Here is a 24482-nt window from a genome sequence, read left to right as displayed (position 1 = left end):
CGGAATGAAGACGGCTTGTGGCGCGGCGCTAATAGCCAGTGGCCCTAAAGGTGCAGTCAACCGTTGAACCGCTACACCGTTCTTTAAAAACTGAGCCGGTATGGATTGATATTTGTTAGCACAACGGCCAACAAAGCCAAATGCGCTGGGACTTGTTCGACCGTCTGGTGCGCTTTGAAGACAGCACACTCAGCGTCGACTACGCCTACGACCCGCTGGGGCGGCGCATCCATAAATACTCCAATGCCCACCACACACATCGCCCGGAAGCCGGCTCGCACTGGAACCAAAACGAACGGGCGCGTAAACAACGCGAACTGGGTTGCGGCTTTACCCTGTTCGGTTGGGACGGCGACACCTTGGCCTGGGAAAGCAGCCCGGCCCAGGCCGATGGCACGGCGGGTAAAACAGTCCACTACGTCTACGAACCCGGCACCTTCGTGCCCGTGGCGCAGGCCATGCGGCATCAACCGATCCGCCTGTTGGCGCAGCCGAACTACGAAGCCGCCTACGATATAGATCAAGATCCGCTGTGGACGCACACGCCCCAAGCGCTGCCGATAGACGTGTTGGCCTGGTACCAGTGCGACCACTTGGGCACGCCGCAAGAACTGACCGACCCCAACGGCCAAATCGCCTGGAGTGCGCAGTACAAAGCCTGGGGTGAAATAAAAGAACAGTGTTCGGAATGGGCGCAGCGTGAGGGGCTGACCAACCCGATCAGTTATGCGGGTGGGTTGAATCTTTATGCGTATGCGCCTAATCCGGTTGGGTGGGTTGATCCGCTGGGGCTATCAACCATTCCTAAAAAGGGAAGATATCACGGTCCTAAACCTAAATATGAAAACCCAGGGCATCATGATCCGTCTTCGGGTAACTTTAGAGGTGGAGGGTCAAAACATCAGTTCTTCCTAAAGATGCAGAGTCGCTGTACAAAAAAGCAATCCCGGACGCTGAAGGTAAGCACTGGTATGCGATGGATGAAAATGGAGTTACTCACCGTTTTGGGAACAGTAATGACGGAAACGTTCATTGGAATGGCGACACATCGCAGAACCGTGGTATCCCAGTACCTCCTGAAGTCGATAAAAGGTTCGTATCAATGAAAAAGGATTGCTTGTGTGGGAGGTATAAGAAATGAAATATCCCATCATTGAAGTTGGGCTTAATCTCTCAACTGTCGGCGACTACTTGTTCTCACAGTGCAGATTTGTTTTTCAGTCTGTGAATGTTGGCGATTATGAACAAATAGTTCTTGCAAAAAACCTTCTGCTCTCACTTGAGGACTTAGAAGCGCGCCTTGATAATGTCTGTGCCGAAGAGTGCTTTGCTGAAGAAATTAACGATAGATTGGACCTCGTAATAAAACATGACATTCGCAACTGCTGCCTTCCTCTTGGTATTGAATCTTTCGATGGCGATAAAGCCGCCTTTTTCAAACTGTTAGGCGAGCACCACATTGCAATAAGACCATGGGGGAGCAGTCTATTTATTGAGAAGCTAGATCCTTTGCAGTATCGAGACACAATAAATAACAACATATCTTGTCTAAGAGAGCGCATAACTGCAAATAAAGGGGGGCGGGAGGCTGCAAGAGAGTGACAGCCATCAGGGCCGGTGAAATACAGACTCGCACGGACTATGCCATTATCTAGAAAGCAGGATGGCAAGTTGAAACTTATAAAGCCTGGGGTGAAATAAAAGAACAGTGCTCAGAATGGGCGCAGCGTGAAGGCCTGAAAAAACCGATCCGCTTCCAGGGCCAGTACCACGATCACGAAACAGGGCTGCACTACAACCGCTATCGGTACTATGATCCCCGGGTTGGGCGGTTTATCAGTAAAGACCCGATCAGCTATGCGGGTGGGTTGAATCTGTATGCGTATGGCCTAGTCCCACGGGGTGGGTTGATCCGCTGGGGCTTGCTAAGTGTTTACCACGCTGCACTGATAATAAATTGCAAGGGCCAAAAAATGAAACTGAAATGGCACGCGAGCTTTCTAATCAAAAATCTATAATATTTTCAATTCAGTAAATTCAGTCAATACAGGGATATATAAATTTTGTTGAGCTTTTACAAGGCTGGTATGAGGTTCAATGCAATGGCATTTGGGAGCATTCATTTGGTATTGAAGTTGTAAATATTGATAACCCAGGATGGAAAGTGAAAATAACAGGGGCCTCTTTGAAACGTTCAGGTTTGGTTAGCGTGGAGCGAGATGAGTCTGATTGGATTAGGATTGCCGCGAGTGATGTGGAATTCCTGCCCCAGTGGACGGCGTCTATCCGCAAACCTTGGTTATCCCCATGGAGGATATTTACCCGGGTCCCGGGGGCAACGTTGTGGCGTGCAATAGGCTGGTTATCGTAACCGTTCAGGATTGGACTGTCTGAACCCAGTACTTCCAAATAACCGGCAATGCCCTGATATTGAACGAATCGTCCGCACATGGTGTTGACCCTCAGCCAATGGAACGCCTGGCCAGAGCGTAGTCTCTAAACAGTACTGTTTATTGTGAGGTGGCCACATCATGGGAAGTTCCAAGCAGGATCACTTTGCAGTCATTGCCCGGCAGGTCGAACAACTGCGCGAGAGCATTCAGGTGCTGGAGCAGGACGAAAGTCTGGGGCGTCATTCTTTGAGGGGAGGGCAGACGGTGGATGAGCATCAAACCATTCACCAGGCCTTCGACGAATTGGACCAGGCTGTAAACCACGTTTCAGACGTGTTGCTGGCTTTAGCTGAAGCGGTCAACCGCGTGCCTAAGCTATAGCGGGCGCGATCCATCTGTCGAAATATCCTACGTACAAATTGACCGGCATCGTCCTACACAGTCAGCTGTATATACATACAGCTAGCTAAAGGCGCGCGTCATGAGCTTCACATCCCTGGGTCCAATCTCTGAAGGTGGCATTCGCCTGCCGCTTTGCACGTTTAAGGTTCCGGCTGGTTTTCCCTCTCCGGCAGCGGACCATATTGAGAAGGAGATCTCCATGGATCAGTTGCTGAATATTCGCGCGCCGCAGGTATACCTGGTCACGATCGATGGCGACAGCATGCAAGGTGCAGGCATCTATCCCGGCGATTTGGCAGTGGTTGACCGTGGTGTTGAACCTCTCAACGGTCAAGTCGTGGTGGCCTTGCTCAATAATGATCCCATCTGCAAGCGTCTGTGCATCCGGGGAAAGAGCGTCATTCTCCAGTCTGAGAACCCCCGTTACCCGGATCTTCAAGTAATGGAAGGGGATGATCTGTCGATATGGGGCGTAATCACCTATACCGTGCGCAGCCATGCTCACTAAGGTCAATCCCGTTATCGAGTGGACTGTACCTGGGTGGCGCCCATCGGCAAGTGTGTGCCGAGAAGGGTGATCAGGTACTTGGGGTGCACTTCATTTGGCGCACATAGTCGCGTAGGTCGAGCGATGGGTGTACGCGCAGTGCGTATTCGCAACGGAGCATCTGGTTTGCCCACTGCAAAATCGATAGCATGCCCGCCTGATGGCTAAATGATGCCAAATCGGGCAAGTCCAATTTTTGATTAAGGATGCACTGCTGACATGGACGCATTACTGCACAGGTCGTCACTGATGTTGACGGGGCTGATTTTCAGCGTGGGCATGGCGCACAGCAACGCCGCCAGTTTTGATTGCACCAAGGCCAGCACCCAGGTCGAATATGCCATTTGTGGCAATCCGACGTTGTCGGCACTGGATGAGCAGTTGTCGCGCACTTATCGCCAGGCGCTTGCGCAGGACCCTCAGGTCAGGAGTCGGCAACTGGCGTGGCTCAGAGGCCCGCGTGAACAGTGTTCGGCAAACGTTGTGTGTTTGACCGCAGCCTATCAGCAACAACTGGATGCTTTGAACGGGGTGAGTTCAAGCGTGCCTGCGGCCGCTCCAGTTGCCGCTCCCGTCGCGGCCCCGGTCATTGCGCCGACAGCTCCAGCGATGGCGGCCGATAACCCGATCCCGATTCTGTTTGATCCCAAGTATTTTTATAACGTGCAGGGGCTATTGAGCGAGTCAGCCTGGAGTGATCCTCAGGCCAAGCTGTTTGGCAAGCCGGTGTTGCAGTGGGATGACGCCGACTTTGAGTATTTGAAGTATCGGCTTGAGCAGCAAAAAATGGCCGAACTGCAAGAAGCGCGTAACTGGTACGCGCAGCGTAATTTGCAAAATGATCCCACTCAGGACTCGACCTACCGTTTGCGCACTGAGGCCATGCAAAAGGTCATTGACGGCATCCCGCGCTTCAAATACTGGATTGCACAGGCCAATGGCGAGCAACGCGCCAGGCGCCAGGCTCAGCAACTGCAAGCCCAGGCCGAGCAGCAAGCCACGCTTGCGCGCGAGCAGGCGCAGGCCGTCGCTTTACAAGAGCAGCGCCAGCAAACGCAACTTCGTCAAGAAAGTCAGGCCCGCGGGCAGTGGTTGCTTTGGATAGGGCTGTTATTGGCGGCCATTTTGGGCGGTTTTATATGGCACCGTTTCATCCGTCATCGTTGCCCATCGTGCAAATCGCTGAATTTTGACTGCACGGGGCACAAGGAGATGGATCGCTTCAAGGGACGTATCAAAGTGCACGAAAAAAATTCACGCGGCACCAATACGCGCTTTATGAGTACGACCTTTGTGATCAATCGCTATGACTATGAATGTGCGGAGTGTGATCACGCCTGGTCTGAAAAGAGAAAAGAAGAGTTGGGCGCCTGAGCCTACGCCCTTGTCGCGACGTTTACTCGTCGCGACCCTCCATCATGGTGCGTTTGAGCATCACGTACACCGCGCCTGCGCCGCCGTGTTTGGCTTGGCATGAGCAGAACCCCAGTACTTGTGAGTGCTGACGCAGCCAGGTGTTGACGTGGCTTTTGATCATCGGCCGTTTGCCATCCAGGCGCACCGCCTTGCCGTGGGTCACGCGTACGCAGCGTACTTCGAGCCGGGTGGCTTCGCTCAAAAACTCCCACAAGGTTTCGCGAGCCTTTTCGACGGTCATGCCGTGCAGGTCAAGGCTGCCTTCAAAGCTGATCTGCCCCAGTTTGAGCTTGCGCATCTGGCTTTCTTGCACGCCATCGCGCGACCAGCTCAGTTGATCTTCGGGTCCCACATCAATCACAAACTGGTCTGACAAGCCGTCAATGATCGTCTCATTGCTACGCACAATCGCGTTTTGCCGCAGTTTGGCCAGTTGTGCACGGTCAGCTTTGGGTTTGCCGGTATCAGCCCGATCATGTTTGATCGGCTTCACGCCGCGGATTTCGTTTTTGAACAGGGAAAAATCGTCGTCTTGCATGTCAGCCTCCGCGAAGGGGCGCCAGTTTACCCAAGTCGGCGACCCGCGTGCGGCGGATGTGCCTTAATCGTGCTTTTTCATTAAATGTGCAGACATGTTCAGCCCCAGCGGCTGGCGCATGTAACGGCGACGGCGGCGCCACATCCAGATCCCCAGCCAAGTGATTAGCAGGCCAATGCCCAGCACCACTGAAGCCCCGGCCGGGTTGGCGTTGAGTTCACTCAAGGCCGCAGGGCCGCCCAGCACACTCGCCACACCGGCCAGTGCCATCAGCAAGCCACAGAGCGTGATCAGCGCCGCTAACGTCAAGACAAAGCGTGAGCGCCAATGGCTGGGGCCTTTGGGGCGTAACCGACGCGCATCAAAACCATCGGAGATCTTCATTCCGATCTTTCCTTAAAGAGTATCGGGCCTTCGACAGGAAGACTCGCATCTTGTTCCGGAGTGGAGTCGCAAATAGGTGTTTGATATGTAGGAAATGGGTATTACAGATAGGCGGTTAGCAGGCGCCGCCTATCAGCAGGGCGTCAGATCAAATCAGGTTTTGAGTGAGCGCGAGGGTTGCGAAGTTGTCATTCATGATGGCCATCTCGGTGCGTTGCACCTCGGCAGCCGGGATGATGCCATCTCGGGTAGGCAGGTCGCGGGTGGCGCAGGCGTCCTCGACCAGGGTGCAGCGAAGCCCGTAATCCTTGGCGGCACGCACTGTGGTGCTGACGCTGGAGTGGCTCATGAAACCGCACACAATGACGTCGAGCGAGCCCAGTCGCTCAAGGGTTTTTTGCAGGCCTGTATCGTTAAACGCGTTAGGCATACGTTTTTCGATGATCACCTCATCACCTTGGGGTTCGAGGCCCTTGATGAATTCGCCGCGTTCGCCTTGGGGGTCGAACATGCCGCCCACCGTGCCCAGGTGACGGATGTGCACCACTGGGCGGTTGGCCTTGCGGGCGGCCTCAAGCAGAAGGGCGATGTTGGCGGTGGCGGCGTCCATGCCCGACAGGGCCAGAGGGCCGCTCAGGTACTCGTTTTGCGCATCGATGATCAACAGGCTGGCGTTGCTCAGAGTGGCTGCGGCATAACCGCGTCCAGTCAGTTGAAACATCGTTTTTAAAGCTGACATTCGGGGCTCCTTTGAGTGGGGCTTTTGCGACATTCTCCACTGGCCGGGCGTTTATGTGAATGCCCATTCTTGTAAACGCCGTGGTTGTTGGGCTGTAGCCAAGTCAAGCATTGAATTGGCGGTTCAAAAATGTATAAAACAGAACGATTTTGCTCCGTTTGGCGTGTGAAGGGAGGCGTTTGGCGTGACCGCCGGGCACAACTTTGGCCGGGTCGGGTTTTGGCTGTTAGAATCGTCGGTCGATTTTGAGGAGTAAGACCGTTGATCACTTCCCGTCTGCGCACTCTGCGCGACCATATTCGTTGGGCCGTCAGCCACTTTCATGGGGAAGAGCTGTTCTTCGGTCATGGCACCGACAATGCGTGGGACGAGGCCCGCCAATTGGTGCTGGGCGCGTTGAACCTGCCGTGGGAAATTGCTGACAGCTATCTGGATTGCCGTCTTGAAGATGATGAGCTGGTAAACCTTCAGTATTTGCTCAAGCGTCGTATTGAAGAGCGTGTGCCAACCGCCTATTTGCTGGGTGAGGCGTGGTTCTGCGGCATGTCGTTCATCGTTGACGAGCGCGTGCTGATCCCGCGCTCGCCCATTGGCGAACTCATCGAAAAGCGCTTTGAACCTTGGTTGGCGGCTGAGCCTGCACGCATTCTTGACTTGTGCACCGGCTCGGGTTGCATCGGTATTGCCTGCGCCTATGAGTTTCAGAACGCTGAGGTGGTGCTGGCGGATCTGTCGTACGAAGCGCTTGAGGTGGCCAATCAAAACATCGAGCGTCATGGCGTGGATGAGCGTGTGTACACGGTGCAGGGCGACGGTTTCGACGGGTTGCCGGGCCAGCGTTTTGATTTGATCGTGTCCAATCCGCCGTATGTGGATGCCGAAGATTTTGCTGACATGCCGGCTGAGTATCAGCACGAGCCAGAGCTGGGCCTGGCCTGTGGCGATGATGGGCTGAATCTGGTGCGTCGCATGCTGGCCGAGGCGGGTGAGCATTTGACCGAGAAGGGCTTGTTGATTGTCGAAGTGGGCAACAGCCAGGTGCATGTGGAAGCGCTGTACCCGGAAGTCGATTTTGCGTGGCTAGATTTTGAGCGCGGCGGTCATGGCGTGTTCATGCTCACCGCTGAGCAGTGCCGCAATCATCAAGCGTTGTTTGCGTCACGGGTGTAAGGGCAAGGCGATGTAGCCGTTGACGAGTGGCACGAGGCTGCGATCGACGGCAAAGCGGGCGTAAAGGCAATCACCCAGTGTGTCTTCACACTGCCGTGAACGGCTTTACGCCCGCTCGCAGCCTCGTGCTACCCAGTAGCGACTACGCGTGACTGCGCAATTTCAGTGGGCATTACCGGTGTGTGGCGATCCAGATCAGCAGCCCCGCCTGAAACACCGCAAAGGCCACCAGGCAGGTGATGGTGAAACGCAGCCCCGTGTCTTCGCGCTTGTATTTAGTGACCTTTTCTTCTTTCTCGCGCAGTTTGACTTCCTGCTCCTGCAAGGTCTGTTCGGCCTGTTGCAGCATTTGCGCGGCCTCAAGAATCTCCACAAACTGGACTTTTTCGGTGTTCCAGTTGTTCAGCAGCTCACCCACTTGCACGTCTTCGAGGCTGGCTTTGAGATGCTGACCGTCGGCGTACACCACATCAAAGCCATGCATACGCAAGAAATGGTCGCGACGCAGGCGGGTGTCTTCGTTCAAGGCATCTTTGCTGGCCAGTGCCATGCCGTCGACACGGTATGTCGACCATTTTTTCTGCGCCCATAAAATGGCCTGGGCCATCAGGAAGCGACCGATGCCGCGATTCCACGGTTCCACCTGCAAGCCGCTTTCAGGGCTGATACTCACGCGCCGGGTTTCGTGGTCGACCCAAATGTCGAGCTGGTTTTGCTCTTTGCGCACCCGCTGACCGGGCAACAAGATGTTCATGCGCAACAGGCTGAGGTCTTTGTTGTTGCGCTCGGCATAACCGAACTGCACAAAACGCAGCGGCCGACCGCCGGTGTTGCGGTCGGTTTGCAAAGGCGCGAGCCGCAGCATTTTGAAATGCTCGGGTTGCACGTCAGCCCAAGGCAGCGGCGGCGCTTCGGGGGTCGCCGGCTCTTGAGCTTCGGCGGAATGTGATGGGGTGTCGCTCATAACGGCGGAATCCTGTGCAAGCCCGGTATGTCGGCAAAACAAAGGCTGCCGACATAGCCTTATCGGCCGTTATGCGCAGGACTGGAGGGCTAACGGCTCAGCGTGTGCTCACTTTAATGATGAAACGCACAATGGCGTCACCCAGTTCGCTGGATAAGCGCTGGTTCGGGTCGTTGTAAGACTGGATTTGGCGCTTCATGTCCATCGGTACGATGCGCATCACATGGTTCATGCCATCGATCAAGGTCAAATCGGCATTAGGCTTGGCGGCTTTGAGTGAGCGGGCATCGTTGACGTCCACCTGAATGTCGTGGGTGCCCTGAATGATCAGTGCGGGCATTGTCAGTGCAGCGAAGGCCTTGGCCGGGTCGTAGCGCAACAGACTGATCAGGTAGGGCTGCACGCTGGGCCTGAAGATCACTTGCAGGGCTTGCGGCACGTTGTCGTCCGTGCGTGCGGCTTCCAATGTGTGGATCAGTTCAAAACTGCGTTGCAGCAGGGAAGGGGGCAGATGGTTACGCTGCAATTGTTCGCGCAGTACTTGGCCGACGGGCCGCGCTGTACCGGCAATGGAAATAACCCCGGATGCGTCCATGCGCGGTGCGGCCAGGCTGGCAATGAGCGCGCCTTCGCTGTGCCCCAGCACATACACATCGCCAAAACGTGGGTCAGCCTTGAGCTTTTGGCCCCAGGCCACGGCATCGGTCACGTATTGGTCGAGTGTAAGCGTGCGTTCGTCCGGCGCCGCTGGCAGGCTTTGGGCGATACCGCGTTTGTCGAAGCGCACGCTGGCAATGTTGCTTTGCGCGAGCCGCCAGGCCAGTTTCTTCAAGCCGTCGTTGCGCCCGGCTTGCGTGTTATTGCCGTCGCGATCCGTAGGCCCGGAGCCTGCAATGATCAGCACCACCGGCACGGGCTTGTCGCTTTTGGGTAACACCAGTGAGCCATACAGCGTGCCACTCGCGGTGTTCAGTTCGATAGGGCGCAGTAGCACATTGGGTGCCGCGGCGTGGGCCACGGCACTGAAAAAGGTTATTGCCACGAGCAGAATCCTGAGCATCATTTCGCCATCTTTGACTGAGTGCCGGTTGGACAAACCCGGATGAATAAGGTTCGAGGATGAACTACTTGGACAGCCTGCGTATACTGGCGCGCTTAGTTATCCAGGCTGAGTTCTTTCGGCTGTTTTTCATGGAGCGCCCTGCATGTCCGGCAATACCTACGGCAAGCTGTTCACTGTCACCACCGCTGGCGAAAGCCATGGCCCGGCGTTGGTCGCCATTGTTGATGGCTGCCCGCCCGGGCTTGAGCTGTCTGTTGACGATTTGCAGTTCGATCTGGACCGCCGCAAACCGGGCACCAGCCGCCACACCACGCAGCGCCAGGAAGCCGACGAAGTCGAAATCCTCTCTGGCGTATTCGAGGGGCGAACCACCGGTTGCGCCATTGGCCTGCTGATTCGTAACACCGATCAGAAGTCCAAGGACTACTCCGCCATCAAAGACGTGTTTCGTCCGGCGCATGCCGACTACACCTACCACCACAAATATGGCGAACGCGACTACCGTGGCGGCGGTCGCAGTTCGGCACGCGAAACCGCCATGCGCGTGGCGGCCGGCGCTATCGCCAAAAAGTACCTGGCGACGCAGGGCATTGTGATTCGTGGCTACATGAGCCAGTTGGGCCCGATTGAAATCCCTTTCAAAACCTGGGACTCGGTTGAGCACAATGCGTTTTTCAGCCCTGACCCTGACAAAGTGCCGGAACTCGAAGCCTACATGGACCAATTGCGCCGTGATCAGGACTCGGTCGGGGCCAAAATCACCGTGGTGGCAGAAGGCGTGATTCCGGGCCTGGGCGAGCCGATTTTCGACCGTCTGGATGCCGAGCTGGCGCACGCACTGATGAGCATCAACGCGGTGAAAGGCATTGAGATCGGCGCCGGTTTTGCCAGCGTCGCCCAGCGCGGCACCGAACATCGCGACGAGATGACGCCAGAAGGTTTCCTGAGCAATAACGCGGGTGGCATTTTGGGCGGTATTTCCTCGGGTCAGCCCATCGTTGCGCACCTGGCCCTCAAGCCAACGTCGAGCATTACCACACCGGGGCGTTCGATTGATGTGCACGGCAACCCGGTTGATGTCATCACCAAAGGTCGTCACGACCCTTGTGTTGGCATTCGTGCCACGCCGATTGCCGAAGCGATGATGGCCATCGTGCTGATGGATCACTTGCTGCGTCATCGCGGTCAGAATGCCGAGGTGCGTGTCAGTACGCCTGTGCTGGGTCAGCTGTAATGCAAAGCCTGTTGAGCGCCACGGTCTGACGACGGTGGCGCCTCTGCCTTACTGGCGACTGTCAGGCTTCTATCTTTTTTACTTCGCCTTGCTGGGTGCTACAGCGCCTTTTCTGGCGCTGTACTTCCACCATCTTGGTTTCTCCAGTGCGCGAATCGGCGAGCTGGTGGCCATCCCCATGTTGATGCGCTGCGTGGCCCCCAACCTGTGGGGCTGGCTCGGCGATTACACCGGTAAACGCTTGCTGATCGTGCGGCTGGGCGCGCTCTGTACGTTGTTCAGTTTTGCGCTGATCTTTGTCAGCAAGAGCTACGCGTGGCTGGCGCTGGTCATGGCGTTGCATGCGTTTTTCTGGCATGCCGTGTTACCGCAATTTGAAGTCATCACATTCGCTCATTTGCGTCAGCAGCCTGAGCGTTACAGTCAGATCCGCTTATGGGGGTCTGTGGGTTTCATTCTGACCGTGGTGATTTTAGGTCGGGTATTTGAGTGGTTGAGCCTTGATGTCTACCCGGTCGCGCTGATCGTGGTGATGGCCGGGATTGTGCTGTGCAGCCTGTGGGTGCCCAATGCTCAACCTTCAACCGAGGGCCGCCAACCACTGGCGGGCGGCTTTCTGGCGCAATTACGCAGCCCCGGGGTGCTGGCGTTTTACGCCTGTGTCGCGCTGATGCAGATGAGTCACGGGCCGTATTACACGTTCTTGACGTTGCACCTTGAATCGCTGGGTTACAGCCGCGGTGTCATCGGTTTGCTGTGGGCGCTGGGGGTGTTGGCTGAAGTGCTGATGTTCATGGGCATGCGCCGCATTTTGCTGCATTTTTCACTGCGCCGCGTTCTGATGGTCAGCTTTTTGTTGGCCAGCGCTCGTTGGCTGTTGCTCGGCTCGTTTGCTGATAACGTCGGGGCATTGTTGTTGGCGCAGCTGATGCATGCCGCGACCTTCGGCAGTTTTCATGCCGCAGCCATGACTTTTGTGCAGCGCAGTTTCGGGCCGGGCCAGCAAGGTCAGGGGCAAGCCTTGTATGCCACCCTGGCCGGTATCGGTGGCGCAATGGGCGCGCTGTATGCCGGTTACAGCTGGAACACGTTGGGCCCCACTATCACCTTTAGTATGGCGAGCGTCGCAGCGCTGGCCGCAGCCGTTATCATTGCCACTCGACTGCAAGAGGACAGGCCATGAGCCTTACCCGTGAACACCTGAGCCAGGAAATCATAAACGCCGGGCGCTTTTTGTATGGCCGCGGCTGGTCGCCGGCCACCAGCAGCAATTACTCAACCCGGCTCTCGGCCAGCGAAGCGCTGCTGACCGTGTCGGGTAAACACAAAGGCCAGTTGGGCCTGGAGGATGTATTGGCCACAGATTTGGCCGGTAACAGTCTTGAGCCGGGCAAAAAACCCTCCGCTGAAACCCTGCTGCACACCCAGCTTTACAGTTGGAACCCGCAGATCGGTGCGGTGTTACACACCCATTCAGTGAACGCGACGGTACTGTCGCGTATTACGGCGGGTGACCGTATCGAGTTTGAGGACTACGAATTGCAGAAGGCGTTCAGCGGCGTGTCGACCCACGAGTCGAAGGTGCTGGTGCCCATTTTCGATAACGATCAAGACATTGCGCGCCTGGCCGCCAAGGTGCAGCCGTGGCTGGAAGCGCATCCAGACTGTGTCGGTTATCTGATTCGCGGGCATGGCCTGTACACCTGGGGCGCGCGCATGAGCGATGCCTTGCGCCAGATCGAAGCGTTCGAGTTCTTGTTTGAATGTGAGCTAAAGACCCGCGCCGTGCTTAACCGTTGACGTCGACGAGCACACACCCACCTGATTGAGGGGTATGCCGCAACGGCCTGTAAAAGCCGCAAGCGTGCCCAAGCCGAGGAATTACGCCCCATGAGCAGCCTGTCCGTTTATCACGTTTCAAGCCCCGAATTACCCAATAAAGTGCTGACCCATTTTGATGACATCGCTGCGACGCTGGGCGAGCAGGGCGTGCGCTTTGATCGCTGGCAAGCGGCCACACCGATTCAGCCTGGCGCCGCTCAGGACGAAGTGATCAGTGCGTATCGTCAGCAGATTGATCAATTGATGACGGAGCGTGGCTACGTCACTGTCGATGTCATCAGCCTTAACAGTGATCATCCGCAAAAAGCCGAGTTGCGTGCCAAGTTTCTTGACGAACACCGCCATGCTGAAGACGAGGTACGATTTTTTGTTGCAGGACGTGGTCTGTTTACGTTGCACATTGATGACTATGTGTATGCGGTGTTGTGTGAAAAGAACGACTTGATCTCAGTGCCCGCAGGCACACCGCATTGGTTTGACATGGGCGAGCACCCGCATTTCATCGCGATTCGCCTGTTCAATAACCCTGACGGCTGGGTAGCAAACTTTACTGGTGAGGACATCGCCAACCGCTTCCCGCGCCTCGAAGACTAAGGATTTCACATGCCGATCAAAGCCATCCTGACCGATATCGAAGGCACGACCAGCGCGGTCAGCTTCGTATTCGATGTGTTGTTCCCTTATGCGGGCAAACACCTTCCCGAATTCGTGCGTGCGCATGCCGAAGACCCGGACGTGGCCATGCAATTGGGTGCGGTACGCCTGGACAGCGGGGAGCCAGAAGCCGATGTAGAGCGGGTGATCGAGATTTTGCAGCAGTGGATTGCCGAGGATCGCAAAGCCACGCCACTCAAGGCGTTGCAAGGCATGATTTGGCAGCAAGGTTATGAAACGGGCGAACTTAAAGGCCATGTGTACCCTGATGCGGTGCAAGCACTTAAAGCCTGGCACCAGCAGGGGTATGAGTTGTATGTGTATTCGTCAGGTTCGATTCAGGCGCAGCAGTTGATTTTCGGTTGTTCCGAGGCGGGTGATTTGACGCCTTTGTTCAGCGGGTATTTCGACACCACGTCAGGCCCCAAGCGTGACGCGCAATCGTATCGGCATATCACGGAAGCGATTGGCTGTCCGGCGGGCAAAATTCTGTTTCTCTCCGACATTGTCCAAGAGCTGGATGCTGCGCAGGAAGCGGGCATGCTGACCTGCGGGCTGGCTCGCGAAGGCGGAAAGCTCGAAGGCCACACCACGGTCAGAAGTTTTGCCGAGATTGATTTGATGCATCCCTGAGCATCGGTAAGCCAGGCGTTAAAAAGCCAGCAAACGCGCTATCGCGGTTGCTGGCTTTTTGCTGTCTGTCGTATCTGGCGCGATCAGGCGTTGTGATAGGTCGGCAGGGCAAAGCGGTTCTGGCTTTGCAGCAACGAAATGGTAGGCAGTTCGCTGGCTTGGCCTGCCAGGTCACGGCGAATCGCACTGATAACCCAAGTCAGTTGTTCCGCGGTGTGCAGTTGCGCATAAGAAATAGAGCGCTGGGTCTGTTTGCCATCACTGTCGCACAACGTCAGCAACACACCGCCATCCGGGCGGGCTTGGGTGGTGACGGTGTGGTTTGAGAACAGGGATGCGAATTTTTCTTGAATCAGGCTCATGTCTTTCAGCTCCATTAGCTCATGAAGGGCTTGCATGGAGTAGGTATTGCAGTGATTGTGCCACTATTGTTTTTTTAAAAATACCTTATAAAACAACAAGTTATGATTTTTTAAAATGTTAGTCATCGTGCATTCTGCATGAAAGGCCATCGTGCATCCTGCATTTTGCCCATTCGTCGGGGCCTGGTTTGCGGGCTAAGGCTGCGCTAAGCCGCGCCAGTGGCTTGATAAATGACGGCTATGGCCATCTTCAATAAAAAAGGGATGACACGCCCTGCCGGTCTCAGGAAACTACGTTCTTTTTGTAGCGCACCTGGAGCCTCAAATGTCCGACACCAAGCCCGCAGACTCACCCCGGCAGATGACCCCGGAAGAAGCGGCTGAATTTGCCGAGCAGGTTTTCAATAAGGCTCGCGAAGGCGATGCGGCGATGCTCGCCGCCTTGCTGAGCAAAGGTCTGCCGGCGAACTTGCGCAATCACAAGGGCGACACGCTGTTGATGCTGGCCAGCTACCACGGGCATGTGGATGCGGTGAAAGTCTTGTTTGAACACAAAGCTGATCCCGAGGTGCGCAACGACAACGGCCAAAGTCCGATTGCTGGCGCTGCGTTCAAAGGTGACCTGGCGGTGGTCAAAGCACTCATTGAAGGCGGCGCGCAAGTGGAAGGCGCATCGTTCGATGGCCGCACCGCGTTGATGATGGCCGCCATGTTTAACCGCACCGAGATCATTGATTACCTGATCAGCAAAGGCGCAGACCCCAAAGCCAAAGATGCCAATGGCATCACTGCGCTGGACGCCGCCAAAACGATGGGCGCAACCGACACAGTAGCCCAACTTGAGAAGCTGTTGGGCTGATAGCCTGCCTTGAGGGGCGCATTTGATATATCCTGCGCGCCCTCAAATTTACCTGTGACAGGCCTCGCCCATGAAAACCGCTCTCGTAGAACTCATCAGCAAAATCAGCTCTGGGTGCATGGACGAAAACGACATCACTAAAATCGCGGACGAGGCAGCCCAGGCTTACGCTGATCCAGACGCGTTTCTTGCGGCCAATCCAGATATTAACTACGACGACACGTTCCCGATTTCGTTGGGTGAATGGGTCGTGATCGGCAGCCTGCCTGAAACGGTTTTGTTTCAGGCCGACACGTACATGGATCTGTTTGAGCAGATTGTCGCCTCGTTTGGTCCGGGTGTTGCTTTCAACATCAAACCCAAGCAATTGGCCAAAACTGAAGCCCTGACAGCCCTGAACCGGATTCAAATCCAGATGGGCAGCATGAACAAGGACAATGACGGTTATGTGCTGATGAACCTCAGCCAGCCGCTGGACGACGAGATTCAGGTGGTGCTGGTGTATGGCAATGACGTACCCCGCGTGCTTGAACTGTGTGGTGAAGTCGGTATTCACGCCGAGCCATCACTGGAAGCCTTGAAAGTGGCTGTCCACGTCTGAAGTATTGGCCTGTAATAAATAACGGAACCCTGGCCACGGCTGACTATCCTAAGTGAACAAGCCCTTCACTCAGGAGTGTCATCATGGGTTCCACGTTTAACGGCCTGATTGGCCTGATCATTCTGGCTCTGGATATCTGGGCCATCATCAACGTGCTGAAAAGCGGTGCCGAAACCGGGATGAAAATCCTTTGGGTACTGCTCATCATCTTCCTGCCGGTGTTGGGCCTGGTGATCTGGGCCATCGCGGGGCCAAGGGGCAATGTCAGAATCTGACCCGTTTGCCTGTGGGCTGCCACCTGCTAGCGTGGCAGCTCATTGAGTTTGTCAGCGTCAAGGTTCGACCTGTCATGTTCCTCGACGTAGAATGCGCGCCTTTCTTGGGCAATTGAACGTGTGTGCCGTCGCGGCACACCGTTCAACTGTCGATCATGGGCGGGTGACCGTCCGTTGCCACCAGCATTCAAGGGGACTTCCCATGACCGAAGCGCTTAAAACCGACTATCTAGAAACGTTGTATGAAGGCTATGGCCAGCGCTTTCGCATGGACAAGCTGCTGCACGAAGTGCGCACCGATCACCAGCACCTGGTGATTTTCGAAAATCCGGTGATGGGCCGCGTCATGGCGCTCGATGGCGTTATTCAGACCACCGAAGCCGATGAATTCATCTACCACGAAATGCTCACCCATGTGCCGATCCTGGCCCACGGCACGGTCAAACGTGTGCTGATCATTGGCGGCGGCGATGGCGGCATGTTGCGCGAAGTGACCAAGCACCGGGGTATTGAGCACATCACCATGGTCGAGATCGATGGCACCGTGGTGGACATGTGCAAGCAGTTTTTGCCCAACCATTCCAAAGGCGCCTATGACGATCCACGCCTGAACCTGGTAATTGACGATGGCATGCGTTTTGTAGCCACCACCGACGAAAAGTTTGATGTGATTATTTCCGACTCCACCGACCCGATTGGTCCGGGTGAAGTGTTGTTCTCGGAAAACTTCTATGAGGCCTGCCATCGGTGCCTGAATGAAGGCGGGGTTCTGGTCACGCAAAATGGCACGCCGTTCATGCAGTTGGGTGAAGTCAAAACCACGGCGGGTCGCCTGCGCAGCCTGTTTGCAGACTGGCATTTCTATCAGGCGGCCGTGCCGACTTACATTGGCGGAGCGATGACGTTTGCTTGGGGCTCGACCAACAACGATTACCGTAAGGTGTCACTGGATACCCTGCGTCAGCGGTTTGCAGGTAGCGGTATTGTGACGCGCTACTACAACCCTGAAATCCATCTCGGTGCTTTCGCGTTGCCACAATACGTGTTGCAGGCCGTGAACAAGCCCAGCAACGATTAAAACCGTCTGATATAGGAAAGGGCCGAAAGGCCCTTTCTTTTGTTTCAAGTTATGCTTTGAACGAAATTTTCACGTTCCATTTAAGAGAATTCGCGCTCGCATTTTATGCACCAATAACGGCTACAAGGCTCTGGGGTGAGGCTTTCAAGTCAGAGGCTGTCGCGTTCTACGTTATAAAAGCACGCCATCAGTGGAAAACCACCGATGATCGTGCAACATTTGCCCACCGTGCATGACCCGCCACGCCAGTACTTCAGGGTGTTGTTGCCCAGGCGGGGCGATGCGCAATCCACGTCATACCAACTGAACCAATGGGTCCTAAAACGACATGGCAAACCCGGACGCCCTAAGACAACAGCACGCTGGAACGCGTGTGTTGCAACCAACCGTTAAATCGCATCTGGCTTTTACGCTGTTGTGCGCGTTGGTCATGATGGTGATGTTTACCCTGCTTCGGGTTGCATTGCTGGTTTACAACCGGGAAATGATCCTCGACACCCCGGCGTCGACTTTTTTGGAAGCGTTCGCGAACGGCCTGCGCTTTGACCTGCGCATCGTGGTGTATCTCAGCATTCCACTGCTGCTGGCCTTGCTCAGCGTCAAGGCGATGGTCCAGCGTGGTGTGATGCGCTTCTGGTTGATCGCGGCCTCTAGCCTGGCACTGTTTTTGGGCCTGATGGAGATGGACTTCTACCGTGAGTTTCATCAACGGTTGAACGGTCTGGTGTTCCAGTATGTGAAAGAAGACCCTAAAACGGTCATGAGCATGCTCTGGTATGGCTTCCCTGTGGTGCGCTACTTGTTGGCGTGGGCGGTGGGCACCGTGGTGTTGTATTTGGCCTTTCGTGCTGCGGATCGTGTCACACGTCCGCAACTGCCGGCCGCGGGTACGGGCGCTATTCGCGCTGCGGCCCCTTGGTATGCGCGCATTGCTGTCTTCGTCGTGGTGCTGTTGGTGTGTGTGGTGGCGGCTCGCGGCACTCTGCGCCAAGGTCCTCCGCTGCGTTGGGGCGATGCGTACACAACTGATTCCAACTTCGCTAACCAGTTGGGCCTCAATGGCTCGCTCTCGTTGATCGCTGCTGCGAAAAGCCGCTTTTCTGACGAGCGCACCAATATCTGGAAAGCAACCCTGGAAGACCCGGTTGCCGTGAGCACCGTGCGTGAAATGTTGCTGACCGATAACGACAAGCTGGTCGACCCGGACACCGCCCCTGTACGCCGTGACACCACGCCACCGGCCGAAAAAACGCTGCCGATCAAGAACGTTGTGGTCATCTTGATGGAAAGTTTTGCTGGCCATTCGGTTGGCGCGCTGGGCCGTCCAGGCAACATCACCCCGTACTTCGACCAACTGTCGAAAGAAGGTCTGTTGTTCGATCGCTTCTTCTCCAATGGCACCCACACCCATCAGGGTATGTTTGCCACGATGGCGTGCTTCCCGAACTTGCCAGGCTTTGAATACCTGATGCAGACCCCGGAAGGCAGCCACAAGTTGTCGGGTTTGCCTGAGTTGCTCAGCGCACGCAAATTTGATGACGTGTATGTGTACAACGGTGATTTCGCGTGGGACAACCAATCCGGTTTCTTCAGTAATCAGGGTATGACGACCTTTGTAGGTCGTAACGATTTCGTTGATCCGGTGTTCTCCGATCCTACGTGGGGCGTGTCCGATCAGGACATGTTTAACCGCGGGCTTGAGGAACTGAAAAAGCGTGAAGGCAAAGAGCCTTTCTATGCCTTGCTGCAAACGCTGTCCAACCACACGCCGTACGCGCTGCCGACACCGTTGCCGGTTGAGCCGGTGACGGACCGTGGTTCGCTGAATGAACATTTGACCGCCATGCGTTACTCGGACTGGGCATTGGGTCAGTTCTTTGAGAAGGCCCGCAAGGAGCCGTATTTCAAGGAAACCCTGTTTGTCGTTGTGGGTGACCACGGTTTCGGTAACGAACAGCAGATTTCAGAGATGGACCTGGGCCGCTTCAACGTGCCGTTGCTGTTGATTGGTCCGGGTATCCAGGAGAAATTTGGTCCGCGCAGCGACATCGTGGGCACTCAAGTCGACATCGTGCCGACCATCATGGGCCGTCTGGGTGGCGAGTTCCGCCAACAGTGCTGGGGCCGTGACTTGTTGACCTTGCCTGAAGGCGATAAAGGCAGTGGTGTGATCAAACCGTCGGGTAGCGATCAGACGGTGGCCATCATTAGCGGCGATCACTTGCTGGTTCAACCCAAGGAGATGCCGGCCAAAGTGTGGCAATACACATTGGGCGCCACGCCTGAAGCCAAGGTCGTGACCGGTTCGCCAGATGAAGCCGAGCTCAAACAAAAACTTGAGTCATTCTTGCAGACCGCGACCAAAAGTTTGCTCGATAACACGGCGGGTGTTGCAGATCCGAAGTAAGTCATGAAGCAATAAAAAAGAGGCCCTAGGGCCTCTTTTTTATTGCGCGTCGAGCCGGCTTTCAACAGGGCTAGATCTTGCCAAGCAGTAAGAGAATCAAGAGTACGACCAGCACGGCACCAATAATCCCTGAGGGGCCGTAACCCCAGCTTTTAGAGTGAGGAAACACAGGCAGCCCGCCGACCAGCAGCAGGATCAGGACGATGAGAAGGATGGTGGTCATGGTGAATTCCTTATTAATGAGATCAAGCAACAAGCAAGGGGTGCAGGGCGCTGCTTGAGAAACAAGGCCAGGCAGTGCTTATAAAGTCCGACTGCTGCGACTGGGGATTAATTCAAACTTATTTAAGTTGATTGCCGCGCTCAGGTATTGCCCGTCGGTAGAGCCGCAGGTAGGGTGCGCGTTTGCTCATGCTCAGAGATTAATCATGCTCAATTACGTCTGGTTTTTTTTGGCTGCCCTGTTTGAGATTGCCGGGTGTTACGGGTTTTGGATGTGGTTAAGGCAGGGTAAGAGTGCGTGGTGGATTGTGCCGGCTGTATTGAGTCTCACCCTGTTCGCGCTGCTCTTGACCAAAGTGGAAGCTGTTTATGCAGGACGGGCGTATGCCGCGTACGGCGGAATCTATATCGTCACATCCATTGCCTGGCTGGCGGCCGTGGAAAGAGTCAGGCCTTTGGCCTCGGATTGGGTGGGTGTTGGATTGTGCGTGATAGGGGCGACCATCATTTTGTTGGGGCCGCGAGTGTCGAGTTCTTGAGCTAAATTCGTCGGGTTACGTGACTTATCGCTGCGATGCGTAGGCAAGGATGTTTTTTGCTGTAGGAATTAGGCGCTTTATTAGTAGGTCGCTACTGATTTTTATTGTAGGGATTGAAGGAGGTTATTGCGCGTTGCAGTCTTTGTGGCCACCTATCTTGCAGGATGAGAGCCATGCTGATTCTGAGTCGTACCGTCGGCGAATACATTTCTATCAATCAAGACATTACTATGCGGATTATCGCGATTAACGGTAACCATGTACGCCTGGGCATCGAGGCCCCCAAGGAAGTCAGTGTTCATCGTTCGGAAATTTATGAGCGCATCCGAAAAGAACAAGGCGGGCGGTTACCGATCAGCCCTTTGGGCAAGTGTTAATCAAAGTAATCTTTGGGCACCGCATGTTTGGGCAGCAATTGACATTGCTGACTTTCAAGATCAAAAAAAATCACCGCCTGGCCTTTGCCCAGTGCTTGGCGCACTCGCAGAATGCGTGTCTCTTGGGGGGTGTCATCTCCATTATCGGTGCCATCGCGACTGACAAAATCTTCGATAAGGCGGGTCAGGGTATCGGGTTCAAGCTGTTCGTAAGGGATAAGCATGGAGGGTTCTCTTGATCAATGCTGGCGATGCTACTGGCACCCGACTTGCAGCGCCAGTGCTGACGTGTCTGTAAAGAGTCACTTGGTAAATATCCCCTGACCTTTTAAGCGATTACGATCGTGTTCGACGGCCAGGTGCAGGGCGGGGCCTTTGGGAATGATACCTGTGGGGTTCAGGGTGCGATGACTTGCGTAGTAATGGCTTTTGATATGGGTGAAGTCCACGGTGCTTGCAACGCCGGGCCATTGATACAGCTCGCGTAGCCAATTGGACAGGTTTGAGTAGTCCGTAATCCTTTGCTCATTGCACTTGAAGTGGCCGTGGTACACCGCGTCAAAGCGGATCAGGGTTGTGAACAGCCGGATGTCTGCTTCGGTCAGGTATTCGCCCGCCAGGTAGCGATGTTTCGAAAGATGGGCTTCGAGGTGTTCAAGTTCAGCAAACACGTCGTCGAAGGCCTGCTCATAGGCTGATTGTGAGGTCGCAAATCCTGCTCGATAAACGCCGTTGTTAAGCGCCGGGTAGATCCTTTGATTCCAGTGGTCCACCTGTAAGGCCAAGGACTGGGGATACAAATCCAGTGTGTTGGCGGTGAGGGGATCAAAGGCGCTATTAAACATTCGAATGATGTCAGCAGACTCGTTGCTGACGATGCATTGCTGCTGGGTGTCCCACAGCACGGGGACTGTCACGCGTCCGCTGTAATCAGAGGTGTCGAGTGTATACAGCTGATGCAAGTCACTAAGGGCGTTCAAGTGATCGCCGCTGGCGCCAAAAGATGTGTCAAAGGTCCAGCCATTTTCCAGCATCAACCAACTGACCACCGATATGCCAATGAGTGATTCCAGGCCCTTGAGCTGGCGGGTGATCAGGGTGCGATGCGCCCATGGGCAGGCCAGTGACACGTATAAGTGATAGCGCCCGGCCTCGGCGTTAAAGCCACCCACCCCCGTTGGGCCAGGCGAGCCGTCAGGGGTGATCCAGTTTCGACGTTGCGCCTGCTCACGCTGGAAGGCGCCGTCTTTGCTGCTCTTGTACCACTGGTCGTGCCACTGTCCATCAATCAATAAGCCCATGAGTTGCTCCTGGCAGTTTTGCTTTGGAGGTCAGTCTAGAGGCTGGAGTTCGAACAAATAGCGCAAAAGCTGGGCGTTAAGCATCGGTTAAATCGATTTGTCACGGTTTTCCCAATAAAGGCGGGCGCGTTCAAAAGCGTGCTCGCGTGGCGTGCCCAGTCCGCGTAAAGCCAGGGCCATGGTGGAAAGCAAGGCCAATTGTGGATAGCTGTCTTCCACGTCGCCACGCCACAACGCTTTAAGGTGTTCAGTGTCCAGCGTTGCTGGTTTTACATGACGTTGAGTGGACAGTGCGGGCCATTCTTCGTCCCAGTTGACCCCTGCGGTTGTGCCATAAAGGTGGCTAAGTGTGTCGGGGTTGATTTCAATTTCACCGCCGTCACCCTTGATCACGATGCACGTATCGCCCAGTAGGCTGCTGGCTTCTCGGTGCACGCCTTGGTAGCCCGGGTGGAAGATGCTTTGCAGTGCGCAGCGTGCGCCCAGTGGATTGAGAAGGCGCGCCAGGGAGTGGACAGGGGAGCGCAGACCCAAGGTATTACGTAAATCGATCATGCGCTGCAATTGCGGGGCCCAGTCTTGCAGAGGGATAAAGGCAAGGTTGCCGTTATCCAGCGCGACTTCGACGCTGGGCCAATCGCGGCACAACGGGATGGCCAATTCGTTAAGCAGTTGCTCGCTGTAAAGACGCCCGGCGGTATGGGCTCCACCGCCATGCATCAGGATGCGTACGCCGTTTTGCGCCAGGCATTTGGCCGCCAGCAAATACCAGGGCAGATGGCGTTTTTTGCCAGCGTACGTGGGCCAGTCGATATCGACCTTGATTGCGGGCGCTGCCAGACGTTCACGTACCGCTTCAACAAAACCGGCCAGCTCCTCGGGGCTTTCTTCTTTATGCCGCAGCAGCATCAGGAAGGCGCCTAACTGCGTGGCTTCGGTTTTTTCGTCAAGCAGCATACCCATGGCTTCGCGTGCTTCTTCGCGCGTGAGGTTGCGCGCGCCGCGTTTGCCTTTACCCAGAATGCGTACAAATTGTGCAAAGGGGTGTTCGGCCGGGGTTTCAAGGATCAGTTCAGCAGGCGTGTTCATAGGCAATTAGTCGGTTTAGGCAGGCCCGCTAATTTGGCAGCGAGTTTGGCAGGTGTGCCATTAAACAGGCGGTTGAGGTGCAGGCTGTTACCCTTGTCCGCTCCCAGTTTGAGCGCGGTGTATTTGATCAGCGGGCGGGTCGCAGGTGAGAGTTCGAACTCCTGATAGAAACTGCGCAGTAACGTGAGGATCTCCCAGTGTTCAGGGCTTAGCTCAATGCCTGCTTGCGCCGCCAGTGCCTGGGCAACGTCCTCGGACCAGTCGTCGAGGTCAACGAGGTAGCCCTCCTTATCCAGTTCTATGGTTTTGCTCTTGAGGGTGAGTGCAGTCATAGCCAGGTATTGACCTTGTCATAACGAATTGTCAGCGCTACAAAAGCTGGGTAATCGACGCGGGTAGCCCAGTTCGGGCATTGAAGATTGCGGGCCACCAAGTCTTCATCCAGCACAAAGAGCTTCAGTTCGGCTTTCATGTTGTCGAGCGTCTCACGCGCACGGCTATGCGGTTGTAAGGCGTAAGCGGCATCGCCACAGAGCAAGAGCGCGTCATGAGTGGACATGACTCGCAAGCAACTGCCAAATCGGCTGTCTGAAAAGGGCGAGTGATTCAGGACATGTAAGGTCGACATCAGAGGGTGATTACCTGGTCATAACGGGCGATAAGTTCGCGGACTTTTTCCAGTTCCAGTGATTGCACATCAGCCACTGTCAGCGCAGTGCGCGCGAGACCGCGTTCTTCCAAGCTGAAACTACAGGCGAACACGTTTTCGACGCCAAACAATGACAAAGCTTGCAAATTGGCCGTCAGATTTTTTTGCTCGATGGCGCCCGATTGTTGATCAGGCACAAGCTGAAACACGCCATCGTCCAGAAACAGAAGTCCCATTGGCAAGTCAAAAGCCCCACCGGCTAAAACAATATCCAGTGCTTCGCGAGCGGTGAGACCGGACCATGGCGCCTGCCGGCTGATGATCAAAAGTGATGTAGACATATCACGCCCCACCGAAACAGATCAGTCGATCCGCAGACTGAATGGCATCATGTAACTGGCCGAGTCCAGACAGCTCCCAGGGGGCTTTTAGATTGACCGCAGACCGCTGATAGCGCGTGGCTTCATCCTCATTTAATACTCCGCGTCGTAAGGCAGCAGCAATGCACACCACACCATCAAGCTGGTTTTGAGTGACAAAGGTTGCCCATTGTTGCGCGATATCTTGGTCGTCCTGAGGTGTGACGATGGTGCTTGATGCGCTGTGCACACCGTCTTGGTAGAAAAACAGGCGCACGATTTCATGGCCTCCGGCCAATGCGGCTTCGGCAAACCGAAGTGCTCGACGTGAGGAGGGCGAATGGGCCGCTGAATAAAGGGCGATGGCAAATTTCATGGAAGGCTC

32 protein-coding genes and 2 pseudogenes are annotated in these 24482 nt (G+C 55.3%); 20 read left to right on the top strand and 14 right to left on the bottom strand.

From position 1 onward, the window contains the following. Window positions 1–119: 119 nt before the first annotated feature. From GYN01_RS13665 to GYN01_RS13635, 7 genes and pseudogenes are all read left to right on the top strand, one after another. Window positions 120–797 (top strand): annotated as a pseudogene (locus GYN01_RS13665) (RHS domain-containing protein); the annotation flags it as partial. 340 nt (window positions 798–1137) lie between these two features. Then, window positions 1138–1602 carry a hypothetical protein gene (locus GYN01_RS13660; protein WP_203307291.1) on the top strand — a complete coding sequence of 155 codons (465 nt, stop codon included), beginning with the start codon at window positions 1138–1140 and terminating at the stop codon, window positions 1600–1602. A gap of 77 nt (window positions 1603–1679) precedes the next feature. After that, window positions 1680–1930, top strand: a pseudogene (locus tag GYN01_RS13655) (RHS repeat-associated core domain-containing protein); the annotation flags it as partial. A 105-nt stretch (window positions 1931–2035) separates the two neighbouring features. Continuing rightward, window positions 2036–2371 (top strand): Imm53 family immunity protein, encoded by a 336-nt coding sequence (locus GYN01_RS22685; protein WP_203307304.1) that lies wholly within the window; start codon window positions 2036–2038, stop codon window positions 2369–2371. Window positions 2372–2531: 160 nt separating this feature from the next. Next, a complete protein-coding gene (locus GYN01_RS13645; protein WP_048366167.1) occupies window positions 2532–2774 on the top strand; it encodes a hypothetical protein in 243 nt (80 codons plus the stop codon). A gap of 100 nt (window positions 2775–2874) precedes the next feature. Then, entirely contained in the window at window positions 2875–3303 is a 429-nt protein-coding gene (locus GYN01_RS13640) for a LexA family protein (RefSeq protein WP_203307290.1), read from the top strand. Window positions 3304–3561: 258 nt separating this feature from the next. Beyond that, window positions 3562–4716 carry a lysozyme inhibitor LprI family protein gene (locus GYN01_RS13635; protein WP_203307289.1) on the top strand — a complete coding sequence of 385 codons (1155 nt, stop codon included), beginning with the start codon at window positions 3562–3564 and terminating at the stop codon, window positions 4714–4716. Between the two features lie 22 nt (window positions 4717–4738). Here the strand turns inward: GYN01_RS13635 and GYN01_RS13630 are convergent, their stop codons facing one another. From GYN01_RS13630 to GYN01_RS13620, 3 genes are all read right to left on the bottom strand, one after another. Beyond that, complete coding sequence (locus tag GYN01_RS13630) at window positions 4739–5296, bottom strand: Smr/MutS family protein (RefSeq protein WP_048401587.1); 558 nt, start codon at window positions 5294–5296, stop codon at window positions 4739–4741. 63 nt (window positions 5297–5359) lie between these two features. Continuing rightward, entirely contained in the window at window positions 5360–5680 is a 321-nt protein-coding gene (locus GYN01_RS13625; RefSeq protein WP_203307288.1) for a hypothetical protein, read from the bottom strand. Between the two features lie 148 nt (window positions 5681–5828). Beyond that, window positions 5829–6419: a cysteine hydrolase family protein gene (locus GYN01_RS13620; RefSeq protein ID WP_048366164.1), complete on the bottom strand. Its 591-nt coding sequence runs from the start codon at window positions 6417–6419 to the stop codon at window positions 5829–5831. A gap of 261 nt (window positions 6420–6680) precedes the next feature. On the opposite strand from GYN01_RS13620, the gene prmB reads away from it, so the two are divergent. Continuing rightward, the gene (prmB, locus tag GYN01_RS13615; protein ID WP_048366163.1) at window positions 6681–7589 is read left to right on the top strand and encodes a 50S ribosomal protein L3 N(5)-glutamine methyltransferase; all 909 of its coding nucleotides are present in this window, start codon (window positions 6681–6683) and stop codon (window positions 7587–7589) included. Window positions 7590–7761: 172 nt separating this feature from the next. Here prmB and GYN01_RS13610 read toward each other — a convergent pair whose 3' ends face one another. Together GYN01_RS13610 and GYN01_RS13605 are read right to left on the bottom strand one after the other, a co-directional pair. Beyond that, window positions 7762–8553: a hypothetical protein gene (locus GYN01_RS13610; protein ID WP_203307287.1), complete on the bottom strand. Its 792-nt coding sequence runs from the start codon at window positions 8551–8553 to the stop codon at window positions 7762–7764. 97 nt (window positions 8554–8650) lie between these two features. Beyond that, entirely contained in the window at window positions 8651–9616 is a 966-nt protein-coding gene (locus GYN01_RS13605) for an alpha/beta hydrolase (protein WP_203307286.1), read from the bottom strand. 142 nt (window positions 9617–9758) lie between these two features. Between GYN01_RS13605 and aroC the strand changes: the two genes are divergently transcribed. From aroC to mtnC, 5 genes are all read left to right on the top strand, one after another. Continuing rightward, window positions 9759–10850: a chorismate synthase gene (gene aroC / locus GYN01_RS13600; RefSeq protein WP_048366160.1), complete on the top strand. Its 1092-nt coding sequence runs from the start codon at window positions 9759–9761 to the stop codon at window positions 10848–10850. A 34-nt stretch (window positions 10851–10884) separates the two neighbouring features. Next, the gene (locus tag GYN01_RS13595; RefSeq protein ID WP_338053163.1) at window positions 10885–12033 is read left to right on the top strand and encodes an MFS transporter; all 1149 of its coding nucleotides are present in this window, start codon (window positions 10885–10887) and stop codon (window positions 12031–12033) included. Next, entirely contained in the window at window positions 12030–12650 is a 621-nt protein-coding gene (locus GYN01_RS13590; protein ID WP_203307284.1) for a methylthioribulose 1-phosphate dehydratase, read from the top strand. The genes GYN01_RS13595 and GYN01_RS13590 overlap by 4 nt, the downstream gene beginning before the upstream one ends. Before the next feature lie 90 nt (window positions 12651–12740). Beyond that, a complete protein-coding gene (locus GYN01_RS13585) occupies window positions 12741–13286 on the top strand; it encodes a 1,2-dihydroxy-3-keto-5-methylthiopentene dioxygenase (protein WP_048366157.1) in 546 nt (181 codons plus the stop codon). Between the two features lie 9 nt (window positions 13287–13295). Next, window positions 13296–13979 (top strand): acireductone synthase, encoded by a 684-nt coding sequence (mtnC, locus tag GYN01_RS13580; RefSeq protein WP_048401594.1) that lies wholly within the window; start codon window positions 13296–13298, stop codon window positions 13977–13979. An 83-nt stretch (window positions 13980–14062) separates the two neighbouring features. Here the strand turns inward: mtnC and GYN01_RS13575 are convergent, their stop codons facing one another. Then, on the bottom strand, window positions 14063–14341 hold the full coding sequence (locus GYN01_RS13575) for a DUF3509 domain-containing protein (protein WP_048366189.1): 279 nt from the start codon (window positions 14339–14341) through the stop codon (window positions 14063–14065). Between the two features lie 325 nt (window positions 14342–14666). On the opposite strand from GYN01_RS13575, the gene GYN01_RS13570 reads away from it, so the two are divergent. The 5 genes from GYN01_RS13570 to GYN01_RS13550 all read left to right on the top strand — a co-directional run bounded on the left by GYN01_RS13570 (window position 14667) and on the right by GYN01_RS13550 (window position 19561). Continuing rightward, on the top strand, window positions 14667–15200 hold the full coding sequence (locus GYN01_RS13570) for an ankyrin repeat domain-containing protein (protein ID WP_048401595.1): 534 nt from the start codon (window positions 14667–14669) through the stop codon (window positions 15198–15200). A gap of 70 nt (window positions 15201–15270) precedes the next feature. Next, window positions 15271–15801: a hypothetical protein gene (locus GYN01_RS13565; RefSeq protein WP_048401597.1), complete on the top strand. Its 531-nt coding sequence runs from the start codon at window positions 15271–15273 to the stop codon at window positions 15799–15801. An 83-nt stretch (window positions 15802–15884) separates the two neighbouring features. Next, window positions 15885–16076: a PLDc N-terminal domain-containing protein gene (locus GYN01_RS13560; protein ID WP_048366153.1), complete on the top strand. Its 192-nt coding sequence runs from the start codon at window positions 15885–15887 to the stop codon at window positions 16074–16076. A 202-nt stretch (window positions 16077–16278) separates the two neighbouring features. Next, the gene (gene speE / locus GYN01_RS13555) at window positions 16279–17154 is read left to right on the top strand and encodes a polyamine aminopropyltransferase (protein ID WP_048366152.1); all 876 of its coding nucleotides are present in this window, start codon (window positions 16279–16281) and stop codon (window positions 17152–17154) included. Window positions 17155–17482: 328 nt separating this feature from the next. Then, the gene (locus GYN01_RS13550; protein ID WP_048401599.1) at window positions 17483–19561 is read left to right on the top strand and encodes an LTA synthase family protein; all 2079 of its coding nucleotides are present in this window, start codon (window positions 17483–17485) and stop codon (window positions 19559–19561) included. A 70-nt stretch (window positions 19562–19631) separates the two neighbouring features. Here the strand turns inward: GYN01_RS13550 and GYN01_RS13545 are convergent, their stop codons facing one another. Then, window positions 19632–19784, bottom strand: a complete 153-nt coding sequence (locus tag GYN01_RS13545; protein ID WP_047294031.1) for a DUF3309 family protein — start codon at window positions 19782–19784, stop codon at window positions 19632–19634. Window positions 19785–19989: 205 nt separating this feature from the next. Between GYN01_RS13545 and GYN01_RS13540 the strand changes: the two genes are divergently transcribed. Beyond that, on the top strand, window positions 19990–20322 hold the full coding sequence (locus GYN01_RS13540; protein ID WP_048366150.1) for a YnfA family protein: 333 nt from the start codon (window positions 19990–19992) through the stop codon (window positions 20320–20322). 173 nt (window positions 20323–20495) lie between these two features. Continuing rightward, entirely contained in the window at window positions 20496–20699 is a 204-nt protein-coding gene (gene csrA / locus GYN01_RS13535) for a carbon storage regulator CsrA (RefSeq protein ID WP_203307283.1), read from the top strand. On the opposite strand, the gene GYN01_RS13530 is transcribed toward csrA, so the two are convergent. The 7 genes from GYN01_RS13530 to tusD all read right to left on the bottom strand — a co-directional run bounded on the left by GYN01_RS13530 (window position 20696) and on the right by tusD (window position 24473). Then, window positions 20696–20923: a YheU family protein gene (locus GYN01_RS13530; RefSeq protein ID WP_048366148.1), complete on the bottom strand. Its 228-nt coding sequence runs from the start codon at window positions 20921–20923 to the stop codon at window positions 20696–20698. The two genes, csrA and GYN01_RS13530, sit on opposite strands and share 4 nt — an antisense overlap. Window positions 20924–21001: 78 nt before the next feature. Beyond that, a complete protein-coding gene (locus GYN01_RS13525; RefSeq protein WP_048366147.1) occupies window positions 21002–22000 on the bottom strand; it encodes a glutathione S-transferase family protein in 999 nt (332 codons plus the stop codon). An 87-nt stretch (window positions 22001–22087) separates the two neighbouring features. After that, complete coding sequence (locus tag GYN01_RS13520; protein ID WP_048401607.1) at window positions 22088–23089, bottom strand: glycosyl transferase family protein; 1002 nt, start codon at window positions 23087–23089, stop codon at window positions 22088–22090. Further along, the gene (locus GYN01_RS13515; RefSeq protein WP_048366145.1) at window positions 23086–23421 is read right to left on the bottom strand and encodes a TusE/DsrC/DsvC family sulfur relay protein; all 336 of its coding nucleotides are present in this window, start codon (window positions 23419–23421) and stop codon (window positions 23086–23088) included. The genes GYN01_RS13520 and GYN01_RS13515 overlap by 4 nt, the downstream gene beginning before the upstream one ends. Next, window positions 23418–23717, bottom strand: coding sequence for a sulfurtransferase complex subunit TusB (gene tusB / locus GYN01_RS13510; RefSeq protein WP_048366144.1), 300 nt, complete (start codon window positions 23715–23717; stop codon window positions 23418–23420). Before tusB ends, GYN01_RS13515 begins: the two co-directional genes overlap by 4 nt. Then, window positions 23717–24079 (bottom strand): sulfurtransferase complex subunit TusC, encoded by a 363-nt coding sequence (tusC, locus tag GYN01_RS13505; RefSeq protein ID WP_048401610.1) that lies wholly within the window; start codon window positions 24077–24079, stop codon window positions 23717–23719. The genes tusB and tusC overlap by 1 nt, the downstream gene beginning before the upstream one ends. A gap of 1 nt (window position 24080) precedes the next feature. Next, window positions 24081–24473: a sulfurtransferase complex subunit TusD gene (gene tusD / locus GYN01_RS13500; protein WP_048366142.1), complete on the bottom strand. Its 393-nt coding sequence runs from the start codon at window positions 24471–24473 to the stop codon at window positions 24081–24083. Window positions 24474–24482 lie beyond the last annotated feature (9 nt).

The organism is Pseudomonas weihenstephanensis (genome assembly GCF_016812185.1).
Taxonomy (GTDB): domain Bacteria; phylum Pseudomonadota; class Gammaproteobacteria; order Pseudomonadales; family Pseudomonadaceae; genus Aquipseudomonas; species Aquipseudomonas weihenstephanensis.
Note: the sequence above shows the minus strand (reverse complement) of the source record. Positions and strands in the feature narration are given on the sequence as shown.